The sequence below is a fragment of the Proteus sp. GOKU genome (genome assembly GCF_015475555.1).
Lineage (GTDB): Bacteria > Pseudomonadota > Gammaproteobacteria > Enterobacterales > Enterobacteriaceae > Proteus > Proteus mirabilis_B.
This window is the reverse complement of sequence record NZ_CP034105.1, coordinates 3,355,218-3,375,867: the sequence shown is the minus strand read 5'-3', so window position 1 is coordinate 3,375,867 and position 20,650 is coordinate 3,355,218. Positions and strand designations below refer to the sequence as shown.

The 20,650-nt window shown below is 39.2% G+C and carries 14 protein-coding genes; 4 read left to right on the top strand and 10 right to left on the bottom strand.

Annotation, left to right across the window (positions count from 1 at the left end):
- Together pta and EHE21_RS15460 are read left to right on the top strand one after the other, a co-directional pair.
- A complete protein-coding gene (gene pta / locus EHE21_RS15465; RefSeq protein ID WP_194951158.1) occupies nucleotides 1–3,225 on the top strand; it encodes an autotransporter Pta in 3,225 nt (1,074 codons plus the stop codon).
- A gap of 115 nt (nucleotides 3,226–3,340) precedes the next feature.
- Complete coding sequence (locus EHE21_RS15460) at nucleotides 3,341–4,396, top strand: hypothetical protein (RefSeq protein ID WP_194951157.1); 1,056 nt, start codon at nucleotides 3,341–3,343, stop codon at nucleotides 4,394–4,396.
- Between the two features lie 35 nt (nucleotides 4,397–4,431).
- Here EHE21_RS15460 and EHE21_RS15455 read toward each other — a convergent pair whose 3' ends face one another.
- Nucleotides 4,432–5,046, bottom strand: a complete 615-nt coding sequence (locus tag EHE21_RS15455; RefSeq protein ID WP_194951156.1) for a LysE family translocator — start codon at nucleotides 5,044–5,046, stop codon at nucleotides 4,432–4,434.
- A gap of 174 nt (nucleotides 5,047–5,220) precedes the next feature.
- Here EHE21_RS15455 and folA point away from each other — a divergent pair, with 174 nt between their 5' ends.
- The gene (folA, locus tag EHE21_RS15450) at nucleotides 5,221–5,706 is read left to right on the top strand and encodes a type 3 dihydrofolate reductase (RefSeq protein WP_099074448.1); all 486 of its coding nucleotides are present in this window, start codon (nucleotides 5,221–5,223) and stop codon (nucleotides 5,704–5,706) included.
- Nucleotides 5,707–6,146: 440 nt separating this feature from the next.
- On the opposite strand, the gene apaH is transcribed toward folA, so the two are convergent.
- The 6 genes from apaH to lptD all read right to left on the bottom strand — a co-directional run bounded on the left by apaH (nucleotide 6,147) and on the right by lptD (nucleotide 12,936).
- The gene (gene apaH / locus EHE21_RS15445) at nucleotides 6,147–6,968 is read right to left on the bottom strand and encodes a bis(5'-nucleosyl)-tetraphosphatase (symmetrical) ApaH (protein WP_088494661.1); all 822 of its coding nucleotides are present in this window, start codon (nucleotides 6,966–6,968) and stop codon (nucleotides 6,147–6,149) included.
- Between the two features lie 2 nt (nucleotides 6,969–6,970).
- Nucleotides 6,971–7,348, bottom strand: a complete 378-nt coding sequence (gene apaG / locus EHE21_RS15440; RefSeq protein ID WP_006535978.1) for a Co2+/Mg2+ efflux protein ApaG — start codon at nucleotides 7,346–7,348, stop codon at nucleotides 6,971–6,973.
- Between the two features lie 25 nt (nucleotides 7,349–7,373).
- A complete protein-coding gene (gene rsmA / locus EHE21_RS15435; protein WP_088494662.1) occupies nucleotides 7,374–8,192 on the bottom strand; it encodes a 16S rRNA (adenine(1518)-N(6)/adenine(1519)-N(6))-dimethyltransferase RsmA in 819 nt (272 codons plus the stop codon).
- Nucleotides 8,185–9,183: a 4-hydroxythreonine-4-phosphate dehydrogenase PdxA gene (pdxA, locus tag EHE21_RS15430; protein ID WP_194951155.1), complete on the bottom strand. Its 999-nt coding sequence runs from the start codon at nucleotides 9,181–9,183 to the stop codon at nucleotides 8,185–8,187. The genes rsmA and pdxA overlap by 8 nt, the downstream gene beginning before the upstream one ends.
- Nucleotides 9,173–10,483: a peptidylprolyl isomerase SurA gene (gene surA, locus EHE21_RS15425; RefSeq protein WP_228766700.1), complete on the bottom strand. Its 1,311-nt coding sequence runs from the start codon at nucleotides 10,481–10,483 to the stop codon at nucleotides 9,173–9,175. The genes pdxA and surA overlap by 11 nt, the downstream gene beginning before the upstream one ends.
- Before the next feature lie 77 nt (nucleotides 10,484–10,560).
- Complete coding sequence (gene lptD / locus EHE21_RS15420) at nucleotides 10,561–12,936, bottom strand: LPS assembly protein LptD (RefSeq protein ID WP_194951154.1); 2,376 nt, start codon at nucleotides 12,934–12,936, stop codon at nucleotides 10,561–10,563.
- A 430-nt stretch (nucleotides 12,937–13,366) separates the two neighbouring features.
- Between lptD and djlA the strand changes: the two genes are divergently transcribed.
- Nucleotides 13,367–14,167, top strand: a complete 801-nt coding sequence (djlA, locus tag EHE21_RS15415; protein WP_194951153.1) for a co-chaperone DjlA — start codon at nucleotides 13,367–13,369, stop codon at nucleotides 14,165–14,167.
- Nucleotides 14,168–14,410: 243 nt separating this feature from the next.
- Here djlA and rluA read toward each other — a convergent pair whose 3' ends face one another.
- The 3 genes from rluA to EHE21_RS15400 all read right to left on the bottom strand — a co-directional run bounded on the left by rluA (nucleotide 14,411) and on the right by EHE21_RS15400 (nucleotide 20,563).
- A complete protein-coding gene (rluA, locus tag EHE21_RS15410) occupies nucleotides 14,411–15,064 on the bottom strand; it encodes a bifunctional tRNA pseudouridine(32) synthase/23S rRNA pseudouridine(746) synthase RluA (RefSeq protein ID WP_006535967.1) in 654 nt (217 codons plus the stop codon).
- Nucleotides 15,065–15,119: 55 nt separating this feature from the next.
- Nucleotides 15,120–18,023 (bottom strand): RNA polymerase-associated protein RapA, encoded by a 2,904-nt coding sequence (rapA, locus tag EHE21_RS15405; RefSeq protein ID WP_194951152.1) that lies wholly within the window; start codon nucleotides 18,021–18,023, stop codon nucleotides 15,120–15,122.
- 185 nt (nucleotides 18,024–18,208) lie between these two features.
- Entirely contained in the window at nucleotides 18,209–20,563 is a 2,355-nt protein-coding gene (locus tag EHE21_RS15400) for a DNA polymerase II (protein ID WP_194951151.1), read from the bottom strand.
- Between the last annotated feature and the right edge of the window lie 87 nt (nucleotides 20,564–20,650).

The following is a 20,650-nucleotide window of genomic DNA, read 5'->3' as shown; positions in this document are numbered from 1 at the left end:
ATGAACAAAGAAATAGCTTTAAGTCACCATCACAAAATGAATAAAAAAAATAAAATAAATAATAATATATTTCAACTTTCCATTGTTGCGTCAGCACTTCTTTTTTCTGGATATTCCGTTGCATATTCAGAAGCTGGGCAATTAGGCGATGCAAAAAGTTGGGAAAGCCAAGAGTATCAAAAAGACTGGGGGCTAGCTGCTATGAATGCCTCCAGTGCTTATGCACTTGGTTTTCATGGGCAAGGTGCCAAAATCGGTGTAATGGACTCAGGTGCATTATTATCACATCCAGAATTGAATGATGCTCGTTTTCATGCGGTGAAAGCTAAAGGTCAATATGGCACAACCGGTATGCGCTACCCTCAAGAATTGGGTGGGCATTATGAAAAAGGTCAAGCCTTTGATGTTGATGGAGGCTGGATCAAAGGTGTGAATGATACACACGGAACACACGTTACAGGCACTGTAGGTGCAAACCGTGACGGTAATGGTATGCATGGAGTTGCATGGGGTGCTGATGTTTATTTAGGAAATACAGGCGCAACAGACAGCAATAACTACGGTCCTTATCAAGATTACACCTACTTCTACACTGGCTGGAAAGCTATGGTCGATGCAGGGGCTCAGGTGATTAATAACAGCTGGGGTACAAACCCTCGCATTATTAAAAATGGCGACACCTTTGGTGCCGACGGTGGTAACACCTCTGTGCATTTGCCAGTAGATACCACTGCGCAAACCGAATACGAATATTTCTACTTTAAAAAAGTTTATGGCGATAAACCATCCTTTGTTGATGCCGCTTATGACGCAGTAAAAGGCACTAATGTTGTTCAAGTGTTTACAACAGGTAACCGTGACTTTGCTCAGCCTTATTATCGTCCTCTTTATCCTTACTTTAACCCTGAAGCAGAAAAACATTGGATTGCGGTTGCTGGCTTGAAACAAAATGCAGATAAATCAGGCTATGAGCTGGTTAAAGTCTTTAATGAAGCCGGTAATGCGAAGTGGTGGACAGTAGTTGCTCCAGGTTGGGGCGTTTATTCTTCTATCGTTAATGATGATGGTAGTGCTGATTGGGATACCTTTAGTGGTACATCAATGGCGGCACCTCACGTTACGGGCGCGATGGGCGTATTGATGTCACGCTATCAATCAATGAATGCGATGCAAGTGCGTGATGTGATGTTTACAACTGCCAATCACCGTAATCCAGATGGCTCTTTATATGATAGCTGGACTGCGGCTGAAGGTACGCCAGATGTGCGTTATGGTTGGGGTACACCAGATTTAGATAAAGGGATGTATGGTCCGGGTCAGTTCTTAGGTAAATTTGAATATAACTTAAGTATGACACCGCTTGATGTCTGGACAAATGATATTTCACAAACTGCGTTAGATCTTCGTGAACAAGAAGATTTAGCATGGCTGAAAGACTATCAAGAGAAGGGTATTGCGGCTGGTGGTGATTACAATCTAGGAACGGATTTTGTTGTCAATGATGGTAATCCAGATCCAACTTCTCATATTGTTAGCAAAGAAGATGCTGAAAAATGGCGTAAAGAGTATTACCAAAAACGTGCTGATGCTATTCAAGCCAAAATTGATGCTGGTTTGTATGATGGTGCTTTAATTAAGAAAGGCGAAGGCACATTGGTTATGACTGGCGATAATACTTATCGTGGTGGCACAACAGTCGAACAAGGAACGTTATACGGCTTTACCGAATCATTTGGCACTGAAGCTGTTAATGTCAACGGTGGTAAATTAAGTGTTATTGATCGCTATAACGATACTTTCACACAAAAAGGCCAATTAGCATCGAATGAGAGTCATAAAGCTAACATTAATATCAACGATAAAGGGACTTATTTAGTTACCGTCGGACATGATGTTAATGTCGGTGATATGGCATTAAATAAAGGTGCAAGTTTAGATGTTGGTGCCGATAACGAAGGTCAATTAAAAGATATCTATCTTAATAATACTGTCGTGACGGGAACCGTTAATGCGGACAATTTAGTTGATAATCGTACTAAAACTAAAATGTTAGCAAATAACAATCCAAATAGTGATTATGCATTATTTGATAAAAATGTTTCTGTAAAAGACAACACAATTACAGGTACATTAAGTAAGAAAGAAAATACCTCTTTAGCCACATTTGCTAACAATGAAAATGGCCGCTCTATTGCGAATACATTGGATAGCACCGGTCGTGGCGATTTATTCAATGTAGTATTACCAATGAATGAAAGAGATCTGAGCAAGACTTATAATTCATTGGGCAGCGATATGTACCTTAATGCTAACAGTGCAAGTGTAGTGAATGTGTTAGGTTTAACTCGCACAGTGAAAGATCAAGCAATGGGTATTGGTCAAGGCCGTTATGCTAAATTGGATAATAGCAATGCACGTATTTGGATGACAGGTATTGGCCAATGGGGCAGTGCTGATTATGGTCATAGCAATATGGATGTTGATTTCTATGTTGGCTTATTAGGTGCAGAAATTGATGTGACCGAAAATACCAAAGCAGGTTTATTCTTTGGTGCGGGTTCAACCAAATATAAAGGTAATGAACACGGTAAAATAGACAGTAACGATATCCATATTGGTGCTTATGGTGTGTCTAATCTGTATGACGTGGCTTCATTAAACTATGGTTTCACACATACTAACCAAGATAGAGATGCAAAAAGAACACTTTGGGTAGGACAAAATGCAGGTTATAACTCTACAAGTTATGATGCAAAAATTACTCAAATTTTCTTAGAAGGTGCTTATACTCAATTTAATACAAATCAGTATTCTATTGAGCCATATGCAGGATTTAGCTGGTTGCGTGTGTCAACTGATGATATCAATGAAAATGTCGGTAATATGAAATTTACCACTAAGACTGATTCACAAGATATTCAAGTCGGTACTATTGGTTTACGTGGTGGATATCCATTTATGGCTGGCAACGTTAATATGGCTTTAAAAGGCGATATTTCTGCAAGTCATTTATTTGGTGATAACCGCCCTGAATCACGCCTCTTCTTATCAAACTCTGGTGATGCAACATTACGTGGCGGCAAACTAGATAATCTATTTGGTGTTGGTTTAGGTGTTGATGCACAATTAAGCAAATCAACAACTTTCGGTATTTCTTACCAAGGTCAATATAATAGTGATGTAAGCTCAAGTGGTATCAATGCTACGCTGAAAGTTAATTTCTAAATATTATTTGTTATTTTTTTGATATTGAAAGTCCTTAGTAATAAGGGCTTTTTTTTGTATTTATTTTCATTGTTTTCATTTATAAATTTAGTTGTTTTAAATTTAAGGAGTTTTTATGCATTTAAAAGTAGAGGGTTTTTTATCATCTGATGTATATATTCATAACAAAGTAATCTCTGATTTTTATATTATTAAAAATAGACTTGATAAAATGGAGAATACTCATTTTTCTTTATTTTTATCATCTGAAAATAGAGGATTAACTCATAAGATTATTGAAAAAATAAAGTCTATTTTTAATGTGAAAAAGAAGATAGGTTCTATTAATACAGCAGGAAAATTTAATCATACTATATCTTTAACTGATGATATACGTGAAAGAAAAATTAAGGATATTGATAAAGTAACAGTTACCAAAAAACAACTACATAACTTTATTGTTGATTATAACAAGGGAGATAATTCAATATCATTTAATTGGTTTGCTGAACAATATGTTAAAACCAAAGGTGATTTGTTGTTAGTTATTAAAGTAGCGAGTTATTTAGAAAATAATAAGTATAATCTTAATCCATTAAAGCTAATCTCCAATTCTTCATGTCCATCAAATTTTTTATCTTTCTTCAGTTTGGTAATAATAGAATCCACTAATAAAGTTAAGAAAGAAATTTTCTCCAATATCATTGATGATTATTTTAATAAAAACAAAATCAACTTAGAATCTAATGAAGAAGTAAAACGAGTCGACTTTCTTTTAAAAAATAATTATATTATTGAATGGTCAGATGAATTAAAAAGTGCATTTAAAAATATAATGGAGAATATGATAAATAGAAATGTTGATCTTAACCTTTTTCTCAAAGGTGTTGATGATTTTGAACTTATTGATGTGGAGAAATATTTTAATAAATATGGATCTGCTGATAATTATGTAAAAAATTTGTGTAGTACAATACAACAATATATAACCGATTATCCAAGAAAAGATGAATGTAAAAAAATTATTAATTATATTGTTGATAGTAAATCAAAAATTAATGATTACTTTGAGAAATATTTAAATAAAATTGATGGCGATTTATTTATGGGAGTAAATAAAGAGCAATATTTAGTTAGAATTGGGCAAATTATAGACTTTTTTGATAAATATAATAAGGAGAGTGAAAAATAAAGCACCTTGATAGATGCTTTGCTCCAAGAGTGTAGTTAACTCAACGCGACTTTAATGCCTAAACCAATCAGCACAACACCTAGTACTTTATCAATTCCTTTTTGGACTTTATTAAGCACTCTTCTGACAGGCGCACTTTGAATTAATAAAACCAATAAAGGCCAGTAAACTATGGCTAAGCCCCAAATAATAAAGGCATACCACAATTTTTCACCAATACTTGAATCAACACTTAATACTTGTGTGAAAACGGCAAGAAAGAACAAGGTGGCTTTAGGATTAAGCAAATTACAGAGGAAACCTTGCATAAAGGCTTTCTTAAAACTGATTTGTGAATGCCTATCTGAGTGTTCATCAATCGAATGATTAGATTTTGAGAGTAAACTCTGAAAACCAATCCATAGCAAATAAACCGCACCTGCATATTTCAAAATGGAAAAGAGCCAAGGTGTTGTTGTGATAAGAACGGCAATACCTGCAACACAATATGACATATGCACAAGTAATGCTGCCACAATTCCCATTGCAGTCATCATTGCCGCAGATCGTTGATAACGTGCCGCATTTTTTACAACGAGAAAAAAGTCAGGACCTGGTGAGATCATACCGAGTAAAGCAATTGTAAAAACAACTAAAGAAGTTTCAAGCATAATAGCGCCTTGTATATAACAATATTATAATGATTGAATCTTATATGATTAAGTTAACACTTCGAGTATAAAGCAATTATTTATTATCAAGGAAGCATAATTTGTATCGACTCAGGTTTTAGCTTTACGTATAGTGTGAACAGTTTTTTCCCATCTTTACCCGTAGGTGTGTAAATGAATATTAGTTTAATCGCAGCATTAGCGATGGATCGCATTATTGGTATGGAAAAGGCAATGCCTTGGACATTACCGGGTGACCTCGCATGGTTTAAAAAGAATACGCTAAATAAACCCGTTATTATGGGCCGGGTGACTTATGAGTCTATTGGACGTCCTTTACCGAATCGTCTTAATATTGTTTTAAGTAGCCAGCCAGGAACAGATAGCGATGTTGTTTGGGTTAAATCTGTAGAAGAAGCTTTGCAAGCTGCTGAAAATCATGATGAAATCATGGTGATAGGTGGTGGTAAAGTGTATGAGCAATTTCTGCCTATGGCAAATACACTCTACCTAACCCACATCGATGCTGAAGTTATCGGTGATACAACATTCCCAGATTATGAGCCTGATGAGTGGGATTCAACCTTTATGGAATACCATGAAGCAGATGAAAATAACTCACATAACTACTGCTTCGAAATATTAAAAAGAAGAAAATAACAAGAATTAAATAAAAAGGGAGATTAAATATCTCCCTTTTTATTATTCCTATTTTATTAATATAAAAACAATAAAAAGTAAGATTTATTATTCTACTTAAATATTTCTTTTTATAAAAAGAGCATTATTTTAAACCAACCATTATTTATATTTTAATAAACTCATTTTATAAGAATAATATATGAGATATTAATCAATATAGAGATTTTTTATTTTCAATATCGTGTTTTTTTATACTTATTTTGCCGTAAAAAAAAATAACATATTGATTATTAATGATTAAATTTATAGTTATTTTTAGGTGTTCGTTTTTGTATATAAAATGTTCTCTTTAGAAGAAAAAAGAGCAATTTAGGTAATATGTGAGGATAAAATCAACATAGCGCAAAAGGCAATGTCGCCATTTTTGCGCTTGAAGCAGGGAGGGGATAATAAGTGAGTTATTTGGGAGCAGATAGACTAGGTTGAGTGAAATACTGTTTGTCTTCCCAACGTAAGCAAGTGAGATTTCCACCCCAACAACATCCTGTATCTAACGCATAAATATTATCAGGAGTACCTTTCCCTTCAAGAGAGGCCCAATGCCCAAATATAATGCTATAACCTTCAGGTAATTGGCTTGGTAAATCGAACCAAGGCTTTAATGGTGCGGGTGCTTCTTGTGGTTTATCTTTGCAAATCATATCAAGCTGACCATTAGGAAAACAGTAACGCATACGAGTAAGCGCATTAGTGCTAAAGCGCAATCTCGCTAGACCAGAAAGCTCTGGTGACCAGTTGTTTGGTAAATCGCCATACATTGAGTTAATAAACAAAGGGTAGCTATCACTACTTAAAATAGCTTCAACTTCACGAGCGCACATTTTGGCTGTTTCTAAATCCCATTGTGGCGTGATCCCTGCGTGAGCCATGATGATTTTCTTGTCTTCATCAACTTGCAGTACGGGTTGGCGTCTTAGCCAATTAATTAATTCATCTGCATCTGGCGCATTGAGCAAGTCATTCAGCTTATCTCTTGGTTTATTGCGGCTAATTTTTGCAAATACACCTAAAAGATGAAGATCATGATTACCCAAGACGAGTTTAAGTGAAGTACCTAAGCTTTTTACAAAGCGCAATACTTCAAGCGAATCAGGGCCTCGTGCAACAAGATCACCCGTTAACCACAATGTGTCTTGTGTAGGATCAAAACTGACTTTATCAAGAAGGTGGCGCAGTTCATGGTAACAGCCATGAATATCACCAATTAAATAAGTTGCCATAATTAGTTTATCAATGTTGGAAGTGCAAGGCGGAAAACGGGGATCTCTATTTGAAATAATCGACCATCAGTGTCAATCATTTCATAATGACCTTCCATTGTTCCCATCGGTGTTTCAAGAACGGCACCACTGGTATAGCGGTATTGTGTGCCGGGCTCAATAAGCGGCTGTTCGCCGACAACACCTTCACCACGAACTTCAGTGGTATTACCTTGTGCATTGGTGATCAACCAATAGCGGCGCAGGAGGCGAATTGCACATTTATTCAAATTATGAATTGATATGGTATAAGCAAAAACATATCGTTCATCTTCAGGGGAAGATTGGCTTTCAATGTAAACGCTTTGTACCTGTATCGCCACTTTTGATGAGGTGAACATAGTGCCTCCTGTCTCTGGCTTTATCTTATGCTTGTGAGTCTTGCTTTTGCGATAACCAGTTTGCCACTTTGCAGTATTGCTCAACAGAAATATTTTCTGCTCTTGCAGTTGGGTCGATATCAAGTGCTATCATATCTTCTGCTGTGAGTAATCCGCCTAAGCTATTACGTAGTGTTTTACGGCGTTGATTGAATGCTTGAGCGGTAATACGGCTAAGCATTGCAATATCCGTTACTGGGTATGGCTTTTCTTTGTAAGGGATCAAGCGAACAACCGCAGAATCAACTTTAGGTGCTGGTTTAAATGAAGTAGGTGGAACTTCAAGTACAGGGATGATTTGGCAATAATATTGCGCCATCACACTTAAGCGACCATAAGTTTTACTACCGTGACCAGCAACAAGGCGATTAACCACTTCTTTTTGCAACATAAATGTCATATCAGAAATTGCGTCAGCAAAACTGAATAAGTGGAACATGAGTGGAGTAGAAATGTTATAAGGCAAGTTACCAAAAACACGCAGAGGTTGCTGACGCTCTTTTGCTAATTGTGCAAAATCGATTGTCATTGCATCTTGCTGAATAATGGTCAGCTTGTCTTTTAATGTAGGATGAACTTCTAAACGAGCGGCTAAATCACGGTCAATCTCTACAACCGTCATTTTATCCATTCTTGCGCCTACTGGCTCTGTAATTGCACCTAAACCAGGACCAATTTCAACAATGGCTTCACCGGGTTGAGGATAAATGGATTCAACAATACTTTCAATAATATAGCTGTCTGTTAAAAAGTTCTGCCCGAAGCGTTTGCGGGCAAAGTGCCCCTGATGGACTCTATTATTCATTACAATTCTGTATCATATTAATGGCTAAATTTAATGCGGTGCAAAAACTGCCAGCATCTGCGCTTTTCGTACCTGCAAGTTCAAGGGCGGTGCCATGATCAACAGAAGTACGGATAAAAGGAAGGCCAAGAGTTATATTCACGGCGCGACCGAAACCCTCATATTTTAGCACAGGTAATCCCTGATCGTGATACATCGCAAGCACCGCATCAGCATGTGTTAAATATTTAGGTTGGAATAAGGTATCAGCAGGATAAGGTCCATGAAGATGAATTCCTTGCTGACGTAATTGTGTTAATGTAGGCTCAATAATATCAATTTCTTCACGTCCCATATGACCGCTTTCTCCTGCATGAGGATTAAGGCCACAAACGTAAATTTGAGGTTCTGCTATACCAAATTTGGTTTTTAAATCGTGGTTTAAAATGGTGATAATTTCATGCAGAAGCTCACCTGTAATTGCATCCGCCACATCTCGTAGTGGTAAATGTGTGGTTGCCAATGCGACTCTTAATGTATCTGTCGCCAGCATCATGACAACACGTTCACAATGGCTACGATCAGCAAAAAACTCGGTGTGCCCTGTAAAATGCACACCCGCATCATTGATAATACCTTTATGAACCGGCCCTGTCACAAGTGCTGAAAATTCGCCATTTAGGCAGCCATCACAAGCACGAGCCAATGTTTCTACAACGTATAATCCGTTGCGCGTATCTAATGTACTTGGAATGACATTAGTGTGCAGTGCGATTGGGAGTACACAAATTTGACTTGGTGTGTGTGTTTGAGGTGGCGAGGCAGGATCGTATTCAACTAATGAAAGAGGCAGGTTTAACAATTCTGCTCTTGTTTTAAGTAATTGAGGATCAGCACAAACAACCCAAGGTAAATCCCAACTCATTTGTGCTAATGAGATAATAAGGTCAGGACCAACCCCGGCTGGTTCGCCGGGGGTGATAACAAGTGGTTTTATTTGCTTAGTTTGCATTATTCTCGTTCATTATTTTCACATAAGCCCCAACTCGTAGCTCTTGCATCCAGTTTTGTACTTCTTCATTAAATTTACGGTTGAAGAGTAAACGGTATGCTTGTTCTTTATTTGCGGCATCTGTTTTATCAACACTACGTGTGTCTTCTAATTCAATTAAATGCCAGCCAAAGTTTGAGCGAACAGGTTGGCTTAATTCATTTTTATTTAAGCGCATTAACGCATCACGGAATGCCGGATCGTAAACATCAGGCATTGACCATCCTAACTCACCGCCACGTAATGCTGAACCTGGATCTTCAGAGTACTCTTTTGCTGCATCAGCAAAGGTCATTTTACCACTGCGAATATCGGCAGAGATCTGCTGTAACTTGGCATAGGCTTGCTCATCATTCATGATTGGTGAGCTTTTTAGCAGAATATGACGGCTTTTAACTTCTGTAACAGAAAGGGTATTAGTTCCACCACGAATATCGTTTACTTTGATAATGTGTAAGCCAACACCAGAGTGAAGAGGTCCTACGATTTGGCCTTTTTGCGCATTTGCTAATTCTTTAGCAAACAGAGTTGGTAATTCATCAATAGATGCCCAACCCATATTACCGCCATTTAAAGCTTGTGGATCAGCAGAATAAGTTGCAGCTAATTTACCGAAATCTGCACCATTTTTAAGCTGATTCATAATGCGAGTAATGACTTGTTTCGCTTTTTCCATTTCTGCTGGTGCAGGGTTTTCTGATAATGGAATTAAGATATGGCTCAGGTTTAGATCAATACTTTGACTTGCTTGGCCTTCGATTTGCTTAGCAAGAGAATCAACTTCTTGAGGTAAAATAGTAATACGACGACGCACTTCATTGTTACGAACTTCTGCTAACATCATCTCTTTACGAATATCTTGGCGATAATCGTTGTAAGAAATACCATCGGCTGCGAGGCGCTTTTTCATTTGATCAAGTGAAATGTTATTTTCAGCAGCAATACCTTGAATGGTAGATTCTACCGCAGCATCAGGAATATCAATTTGCATTTGCTGTGCCATTTGCAAAATGATGTTATCCATGACCAAACGCTCTAGAATTTGTTGGCGAAGAACTTGCTCATCAGGCATTTCTTGACCCGCGCTTTTCGCGTTCATTTTGACCGTCTGTAACATTCTATTGACGTCACTTTCTAGAACGACACCGTTATTGACGATAGCCGATACACGGTTTAATTCTTGTGCAGCAAATGTTGTTGAGCTGGTAGCTGCACCGACCGTGATCATTAAGCCGATAAACAGCGTTTTCCAATTTTTCATAAGTTTCCCATTATGTATTTTCCGCATCTTATTGCGGGGTGACATATTCATTCAGCCAATTCCGTAGTCTGATTAAATCAGAATGCTCTTTGATAAGGTAAGATACCGCGTTCAAGCATTTTCTGGCTACCCAAACTATGATTGTTACTTAGGCCTCTGAGTTCCACATTGACAGACCATTTATTATCAATATCGCTGTGGTCAACTTTCCAGCCAACAATTTTTCGTTCATAACCCACATTCACAGCCCAGCAACAGGTATTGTATTGTAGACCAACCATTTGGCTAACAGGTTCTGATTCTTTGGTATCAAAGTAATAAGCACCGACAAGTCCCCAACGCTCTGCTAATGGCCAACTTCCTACAACACCGACTTGTGAAATACCTTTTTGGTATTCAGGAAGTTTATTAATACCACCATCGTAAGGGCGAACACGCGTTGCTTGGATATAGTCACGATCAACATAACGATAGCTTAACTGTAGAAGGTGATCGCTATCTGCGCGATATTCCATAACGGCATCGCCCATTGAGACGCTACCTAAGCGACGGTCATATTGTAAACCACCACGCATACCCACAGTATCCGTGATCCGCCAGTAGGCATCACCCGCCCATACCATTGAACCTGTTTCATCTGTGCTATTGATAATTTCGTTACCAATAGAAGATGGGCCTGTTCTTGGACGCTCAAAGAAGTAGATTTGACCTACAGAAACGTTAAAACGTTCAACTAATTCGCTATCATAAAAACGCGAAGTTACACCAGTGGTTAATTGGTTTGCAGAAGCAATGCGGTCTAAACCACCATACATTCTATCGCGGAAAAGTCCGCCATAGTTTGATTGTAATAATGCAGAGTCAAAGTTATTGATATTTGACTGATCTTTATAAGGAACATAAAGATACTGCACTCGCGGTTCAAGGGTTTGCGTAATATCGTTTGTTTGGTATTGACGCTCAAAAACCACTTTCATATCAGATTTAAACTGAGGCAGTACACGATTAACACTGTCATCTAATTTCTGGTTAGCGTACTTTTTCTTATAAGCGTCAGGAATATCTTGATCGTAATGAGTTGCCATTAGCTTTAATTCATTATTAAAGCTTGCCCAACCCGTAGATGCAGGGAGTGAAATCGTTGGCTCAATATGGAAACGATTTGCTTCAGGCGTGTTATCTCCGACACTGGTAAAGCGAACAAATTGAGCGTAAGTACGGAAATCAAACGGCCCTACATCATTCTTGTAATAATTGAAATCAAGTTGTGGCTCTGCACGATAAGCTCTTGCATCTTTATTGTCAGAGAAGACTTGGAACTGTTTAGTGGTTAATGTGGCATTCCAGTTCTGTTGTGCATAACCCGTACTAAATTTCTGAGTTGCATAACCATCTGTAGTGTTACCATATTGAGAGGTAAAATCAGTGAAGTATTTGTTATCACTTACTTTTGTGTAGTCGATATTAAATCGCCACACATTATTCATGACTCCACTGTGTCCCCAGTAGAATAACCAGCGATTTGCTGTATCACGAGGAAGATAGCCCGCTTTATTTTCGTCTTTATCTTTATTGTATTGGCTATCGTGATTAATCCAATCAACAGCAATCGTACCTCGTCCCGGAGTGGTTAAATAACGGAATTCGTTATCTAATTTTAAACCACGACGACTGATATAGTTGGTACTGATGGTCGCATCATAATTAGGGGCGATATTCCAGTAATAAGGCAGTAAGAAATCAAAGCCTGAACTACGGGAATAGCTTCCGTTAGGAATTAAGAAACCCGAGCGGCGTTTATCACCAATCGGTAATTGAAGATAAGGGCTATAAAAGATAGGCACATTGGCTACACGAAAACGTGCATTCCAGATTTCAGCGACTTGTTCTTCACGGTCTAAAATAACCTCTGAGCCGACAACGCTCCAGCTACTATCTCCCGGTAAACAAGACGTGAACATGCCTTTATCCATAATGGTATAGCGGTTTTCGCCACGCATTTGCATTTTATCAGCGTAACCACGGCCTTGGCGGCCAACCATTTGGTAATCACCTTGTTCGATGTCCGTATCTTTATTATTAAGGTTAGACCAAGCACGAGGGCCTTTTAAGATGATTTGAGGATCATCATAAGACACATTTCCCGTTGCTGTGACCATTCTTAATGGCGTTTCTCCTTCAGTTTGTGTCAGTTCAACACTGTCGGCACTTAAGGTTTGGTTTCCCTGTTTAATATCAACATTACCTTTATATTTGACCATGCGAGGATATTCACCTTGCATATCATTTGCGGTAATGGTGACAGGCAAGCTGTTAGGATCGCCCTGTACTAATGGTTTGTTATAAACAGGAACTCCCAGTAAACATTGGGAGGCAAGATCAGCATAAGCAGGCTGACCGTATATTGTGGCCCAAACTAGGGTGGCCAGCAGTGTGGGATAACTTTTTTTCATAAGTATTTATGTGCTTCCGTCATCAGTGGCTTCGTGCTGATAAACAGCTAGAAACTAACGCAGGGAGTTATGCGACACCAGCCCAACGTTCTGAACATTGTTCTAACGGTAACCGAAAAATAGGCGTAAGCCTCATTTTTTCGATGTTTCTGTGTTGAAATAGGGTTATAGCCTTATTAGAAACAAAAAAACACCGCGCTGATGCGGTATTTCGTGCTGTATAACAACGCTAAAGTTATTCGTTTGGTCACTCATTTTACTTTAACACAATTTAAACGAAAACAGCATTACCTCTGTCCAAAGAGAAACAGTAAATCGCTTCATTTTAAGAAAAAGTCTATTTAGAGGTTGCTTGGTGTTAGGTGTGCAAGCAAATGAATAGTATGATAATGCAAAATTGCAGTCAGAGCATTGAAGATTTGAGGAGTCTATGCGCTATTGGGGAAAATTATTAGGCCTTACCATTGGTAGTTTTGCAGGAATAGGCTTTTGGGGCATTGTTATTGGTGTTTTTCTCGGGCACCTCTATGACATGCAACGAAGTAAATTAGGAAGTGGTGGGCGCTATACGCGTGATAGACAAGCTTTTTTCTTTGCTGCAACCTTTCAAGTTTTAGGACACCTGACAAAATCAAAAGGGCGAGTGACTCAAACCGATATTTCTCTTGCCAACGAGTTGATGGATCGCATGAATTTGCACGGTGTGGGTCGCCAAGCTGCGCAACAAGCTTTTAGAGAAGGTAAATCACCTGATTTTCCCTTAAGAGCCACATTGCAACGCGTTCGACAAATTTGTGTGGGACGTCGCGACTTACTTCAGATGTTTCTGGAAATTCAATTACAAGCTGCTTTTGCGGATGGTCAACTGCATCCAAATGAAAGAAAAATGCTGTTTATCATTATCGATGAGTTAGGTTTTTCGCGTGCACATTTTGAACATATATTAGCAATGATGCAGGCTGGTCAGAATTTTCATTATCAAAGCGGACAGGGTTATCAGCCTCAACCTCAAGGCCCAACGCTCTCTGATGCGTGTAAGGTACTTGGTGTTGATGAGAGTGATGATGTTAAAACCATAAAGAGAGCTTATCGAAAATTAATGGGAGAACATCATCCGGATAAACTTGTTGCGAAAGGTTTACCGCCAGAAATGATGGAAATTGCAAAACAAAAAGCACAGTCTATACAAGTTGCTTACGATTTGATTAAAAAAGAAAAGGGATTTCGTTAACATCTTGTAAAAGAAGATGATAAAAGAGAGAATTATTCCGTGATAGAGATAACTTAGGTTGAGTTGAGTTTCTTATTTATCACGGTAAAATATAAGTGAAATTTAATTATTTCATTCTCTCTTCTCTTAAAAAAGGAACTATATCCATGTCAAACGTCCGTGTTCTTGTTGGGGTTATGGGATTAGCGCTTTGCCTGCTCCTTGCTTCATTGAGTTCAGTGACTGTTTTAGTGTCATAAGACACTAAAAATCGGCAAGGCATTCAAAATGTATCGGGGATCGGAAAGCAGGATGCGTAATAAATAATTCCTGAGCATGTAACTGCAGGCGAGGTGCCATCGCTCTTGCCTGCGGGTGTGCATAAAAGCGATCCCCTAAAATAGGATGCCCCAACGCTAGCATATGTACCCGCAATTGATGTGAACGCCCAGTAATGGGTGAGAGTTTCACTCTTGTTGCATTCTCTTCATATTCCAACACTTCATAAAAAGTTTGCGCCGCTTTCCCTGTTTCATGACAGACTTTCTGTTTTGGTCGATTAGGCCAATCACAAATCAAAGGTAAATCAACTAATCCTTCTTCTTTTTCGACATGTCCCCAAACGCGAGCAATATAGGTTTTTTTCGGCTCACGTTCGCGAAACTGGCGCTTTAGTTCGCGCTCTGCTTCTTTATTGAGTGCAACAACGATAACGCCACTGGTTGCCATATCAAGGCGATGCACACACTCAGCATTAGGAAATTCTGCTTTAATACGCGACATAATACTGTCGTTATGCTCTGGCGCTTTGCCCGGTACTGACAATAATCCGCTGGGTTTATTGACGGCAATAATATGCTCATCTTGATATAAAACATGTAACCAAGGATCAGTCGGCGGGTTATACACTTCCATCATGGTGGATATCTCATCAAAACAACGGGGAGTAAAATACTCCCCGCTTTAACGGTGATTATTGGTGGGTAACGACAATTAAGCGAATTGAGTCTAAACGCCACGTTGCTTCATCTAAATGATTAAGAATATGAGTTCGTTCATTTTCAATTGCTTCAACTTCATCATCACGAATATTTGGGTTTACCGCACGTAAAGCTTCTAAGCGTGATAATTCATGAGTCAGTACGCGATCTGCTTCTTCTTTTGCTTTTTGGATAAGTCCTTTTGCTTCGACTTCCATTAAAGGTTCAGAGGCTTTAAGTACATGGTGGACTTCACTTTGTACTGCATTAACCAATTTGCTCGAAGTATGACGATTAACGGCATTTAATTGGCGGTTAAAGCTTTCAAACTCAACTTGAGATGCAAGGTTATTACCTTTCAGATCAAGTAATAAGCGAACCGGTGTTGCAGGTAAGAAACGGCTTAAATGAAGATGTTTAGGCGCTTGCGCTTCTACGACATAAATCAGTTCAACTAACAGCGTTCCCACTGGCAATGCTTTATTTTTCAATAAAGAAACGGCACAACTTCCTGTATCGCCAGATAAAATTAAATCTAGGCCATTACGGATAATGGGGTGTTCCCAACTGATAAATTGGGTATCTTCACGAGATAGTGCTTGCTCTCTATCAAAGGTGATAGTGCAACCATCTTGCGGCAATCCTGGGAAATCGGGCACTAACATATGATCAGATGGCGTTAAAATAATTAAGCTATCACTACGATCTTCTTGATTAATACCGACGATATCAAACAAATTCAGTGCAAAGTTCACTAATTCAGGATCGTTATCTTGAGCTGCAATTTCACCCGCTAACTCAACACCGACTTCACCACCGTTAGAGTGCATTTCTAATAGGCGGTCACGACCTTGCTCAAGTTTGAGCTTCATTTCATCATGTTGTTTACGACAAGCGACAATAAACTCATCAAAATCAGCTAACTCATTAGGCTGTGCAAGGTAATTAACGAGAGCATCATATTTGCTGTCATAAATAGTACGACCGGTTGGGCAAGTATGCTCAAAGGCATCTAAGCCTTCATGATACCAGCGTAATAATACGGATTGGGCAGTCCCTTCAAGATAAGGAATGCTAATATCAATGTCGCGATTTTGACCAATACGATCGAGACGACCAATACGTTGTTCGAGTAAATCAGGGTTAAATGGCAAATCAAACATAACTAGTTGATTAGCAAACTGGAAGTTACGTCCTTCAGAGCCGATTTCTGAACATAGCAGCACTTGTGCGCCTTCTTCTTCAGAAGCGAAATAAGCAGCAGCACGATCGCGTTCAAGTAATGACATACCTTCGTGGAAGACTGCCGCACGAATACCTTCACGCTCACGTAAAACTTGCTCTAATTGCAACGCGGTTGCTGCTTGAGCACAAATTACCAGTACTTTTTCATTGCGATTTGCAGTTAAGAAACCCAGTAACCATTCAACACGCGGGTCGAAGTTCCACCATGTTGCGTTTTCACCTTCAAATTCTTGGTAAATACGTTCAGGATAGAGCATCTCTTTTGCACGAACTTCGAGGCTCTTTTTGGCTGCCATAATCTCAGCCACTTTAATCGCAGTTTGATATTGCGTTGGCAGTGGCATTTTGATCGCATGAAGTAAACGATTAGGGAAACCTTTAACACCAGAACGTGTGTTACGGAATAACAAACGACCCGTTCCGTGCCTGTCCATTAACATATGGATAAGTTCTTGGCGAGATTTAGTACGTTCTTCGCCTTGTGTATTTGCTGCTTTCAGTAATGGCTCAACATCTTGCTCGCTGATCATTTCACTGATGATATTTTGTTGTTCGGTATTTAAATCATCTTCTGATAGCAAAATAGTAACGGCATCGGCAACAGGGCGATATTTTTGTTGCTCATTAATAAATTCGTTGTAGTCATGGAAACGACTTGGATCAAGCAGACGTAAACGTGCGAAGTGACTTTCTTGACCTAACTGCTCTGGGGTTGCAGTTAATAGCAATACAGAAGGAATAGATTCAGCTAACTCTTCAATTACTTGATATTCACGGCTTGGTGCATCTTCGCTCCAAACAAGGTGATGAGCTTCATCGACAACTAACATATCCCATGTTGCTTCAACTAAGTGTTCAAAACGTTGCTTGTTTTTACGCACAAAATCTAAAGAACAAATGATCATCTGTTCTGTTTCAAATGGATTATCGCTATCTAATAAAGATTCGCTATAACGGCTATCATCAAACAGTGAAAAACGTAGATTGAAACGGCGTAACATTTCAACTAACCACTGATGTTGTAAGCTTTCAGGTACAATAATCAACACCCGCTCAGCACGACCATCCATTAATTGCTGGTGGATGATCATACCTGCTTCAATTGTTTTACCTAAACCAACTTCATCAGCTAATAATACGCGGGGATTATGACGTTTACCCACTTCATTGGCGATATAAAGCTGATGAGGGATAAGACTTGCACGAATACCACGTAAACCACTTTGTGCTTGCTTAAACTGCTCGCTCATAAACTTACGTGCGCGGTAGCGTAATGCAAAGCGATCCATGCGGTCGATTTGACCTGCAAAGAGGCGGTCTTGCGGCTTATTAAAAGTGAGTTTGTTATCTAAGAATACTTCACGTAATTGTGCAGGCTCTTCAGTGTCTAAACGTACACCATGGTAGATAAGTAGGCCGTTATCTTCTACAACGTTATCGATGGCGAGCTTCCAGCCTTCGTGACTGGTGACGGTATCTCCTGCATTGAACATCACCCGCGTTATTGGTGCATCATGACGGGAGTAAAGGCGGTTTTCGCCACAGGCAGGAAAAAGTAAGGTGACCATACGGGCATCAACTGCCACAACAGTACCCAGTCCAAGCTCGCTTTCAGTATCGCTAATCCAACGTTGACCAAGAGTAAAAGGCATATATATAAACTCAGCTCTCAAATATATAATTTAGGAATTATTAATGAATGCAGTATTGCGGTGTTGTCATTAAAATCTGCGGGATAAAAAGGGCTTACTCTTTGAACAAAGAAAAGCTAATTATCACCAAAGGGGCGTTATGTTAATAGATGCAAAGCAAACCGTCACCTGCAAAATGACACAACTTAAAATGAGAGTGTCATTTGCCCATTTAACAAGGTTGAAAAATCATCTTGTATAAAAGGTAGGATTGCATCTGCAATAGGCATTAACTGCTTGTTGATATAGTGCTCGTAATCAGGTGCAGCGGTAATGTGCTCTAATGGCTCAGGCCCCAAGAGGGTAATTATATAACTAATCCAACCGCCTTGCTGATATTGTTGAGGTCTATTTTGGGATAAATTATATTCATCGGCTTTACGTGCTGCTTTGACATGAGGGGGGACGTGGTGCTGATATTCTGATAATTTTCGACGTAACCGTTTACGATACACTAATCTCTCATCATATTTTCCCGAAAGCGTATCTGCGACATAATCACGAATAAACTGCTGATAAGGTTGTTGATGAAAAATGCGCGTATAAAGCTCTTGTTGAAATTTTTGAGCGAGGGGCGTCCAATCTGTTCTGACAGTTTCTAATCCTTTAAACACCATTTTATCATTGCTGAGTCCGGCATAGCGTTTCTTACTACCCGTTTCCATGCCTCGAATTGTGGGCATTAAAAAGCGACGATAATGGGTTTCGTATTCTAGTTCTAATTTGCAATCTAGTTGATAGTTTTCAAGAAGATGTGTTTTCCACCACTGGTTAACATCTTGTACTAATTGATACCCAATCTGTTGTGCTTGCTGTTCTGTATGAGGTGATTTCAGCCAAACAAAGGTTGAATCCGTATCGCCATAAATAACTTGATAACCTTTGGCTTCAATTAACTCTCGCGTTTTTTTCATAATTTCATGACCTCGTAGCGTAATAGAAGACGCTAAACGAGGATCAAAAAAGCGACAGCCCACAGAGCCTAAAACACCATAAAAAGCGTTCATAATAATTTTGAGAGCTTGAGAGAGTGGGGCATTTTTATGTAATTTTGCGTTATCTCTTTCATGCCAAATTTGCGACACAATAGCGGGTAAGCAGTGCAGTTCCCGTGAAAATCGAGCTTGGCGAAATCCAGAAATAGAAAACTTTTCATCGGGTTGGTGCATACCTTCAATCATTCCTACGGGATCGATTAAAAAAGTACGAATAATAGAGGGATAAAGACTTTTGTAATCAAGCACAACAACAGAATCATATAAGCCGGGAGCCGAATCCATGACAAAACCACCGGGGCTATGCTCTTCGGGTTTTTCGCCTTGGTTAGGCGCAACATATCCAATGCGATGCATTGAAGGGAGATAGAGATGGGTAAATGCAGCCACAGAGCCGCCACTCCTATCAACGGAAAGTCCCGTAACACAGGCTCTCTCCAATAAGAATGCCATAAGAGATGTCGCATCAAAGATACGGTTCACTAAGACACAGTCTTGCCAATTATAATAAGCCAGTGCGGGCTTATCTTCTTTAAAGCGTCGATTAATTTCGTCCATTCTGGCGTAAGGTGTATCGATAGCTTTACCTTCACCTAATAGTGTTTGAGCAACAGATTCGAGGCTAAAAGAGGGGAAATTCCATGTCGCCATTTTCAAAGCATCGATACCATCGATAATTAAACGACCTTGAGCAGAAGCAAAAAAATGGCCTTTTTTAAATCCATGCTCTCGCCATTCTAACGGACTGTTTTGGCGACCTAATAATAAACTGACGCCATAACGTTGGGCATGTGTGTACAAAATACGCAGATCGAACTGAATTAAATTCCAACCGATAATCGCATCAGGATCGTAATGTTGCATCCACTCATTTAACTTTTCAATTAAACGCAATCGGCTACTGACATAACATAAGCGATAGCCTTCCGGTTGCTGACTTTCACTCACTATGGGCAATTCATCAGTAAGCATAAACACCACATCATCACCACAACCGGCAAGCCCAATAGAGTAAAGCTCACCAAACTCACTGGTTTCGATATCTAAAGAGACAGTTCGAAGCGCAGGTCGATAATCGGGGGCTGGTTTTAATGTAGTAATATTATTTTGCTGATAACGAAACCAAACTGGTGCGGTGATAAAGCGCTCCATCATATAACGTTCATGAGGGCGGATATCCGCTTCATAAAGGCGAATATGGTGCTCTTTAAGTTGTTGCTCAAGTTGGACAAGTTGGCGGTATTGTTTGCAATAAACGCCAAAGACGGGCTGTCTTTCGAAATCTTTTAAATCGAGAGGGCGAATTTCAATATCAGGATTTTTATTAACGAGAGAACGCAAAACAGTTTCATGTTGGCGGGCAACAAAGCCAATTGCGCGTTGCATAGGAACAGTAATTTTACTCGGGCCATTATCTGTAGCAAGCCAATAAGAGACGACAATACCTTTCGGTGTGTCGCTCCAGTGGCGAGTAAGAATAAAGCCTTGTTCCGTATGAGCAATCATGAGCACCTAATAAACACCAATAATTCACTAAAGATGTGTTTATTATAGTCAATATAGTGGTTATTTATACAGTTAATTTTGGCTGAG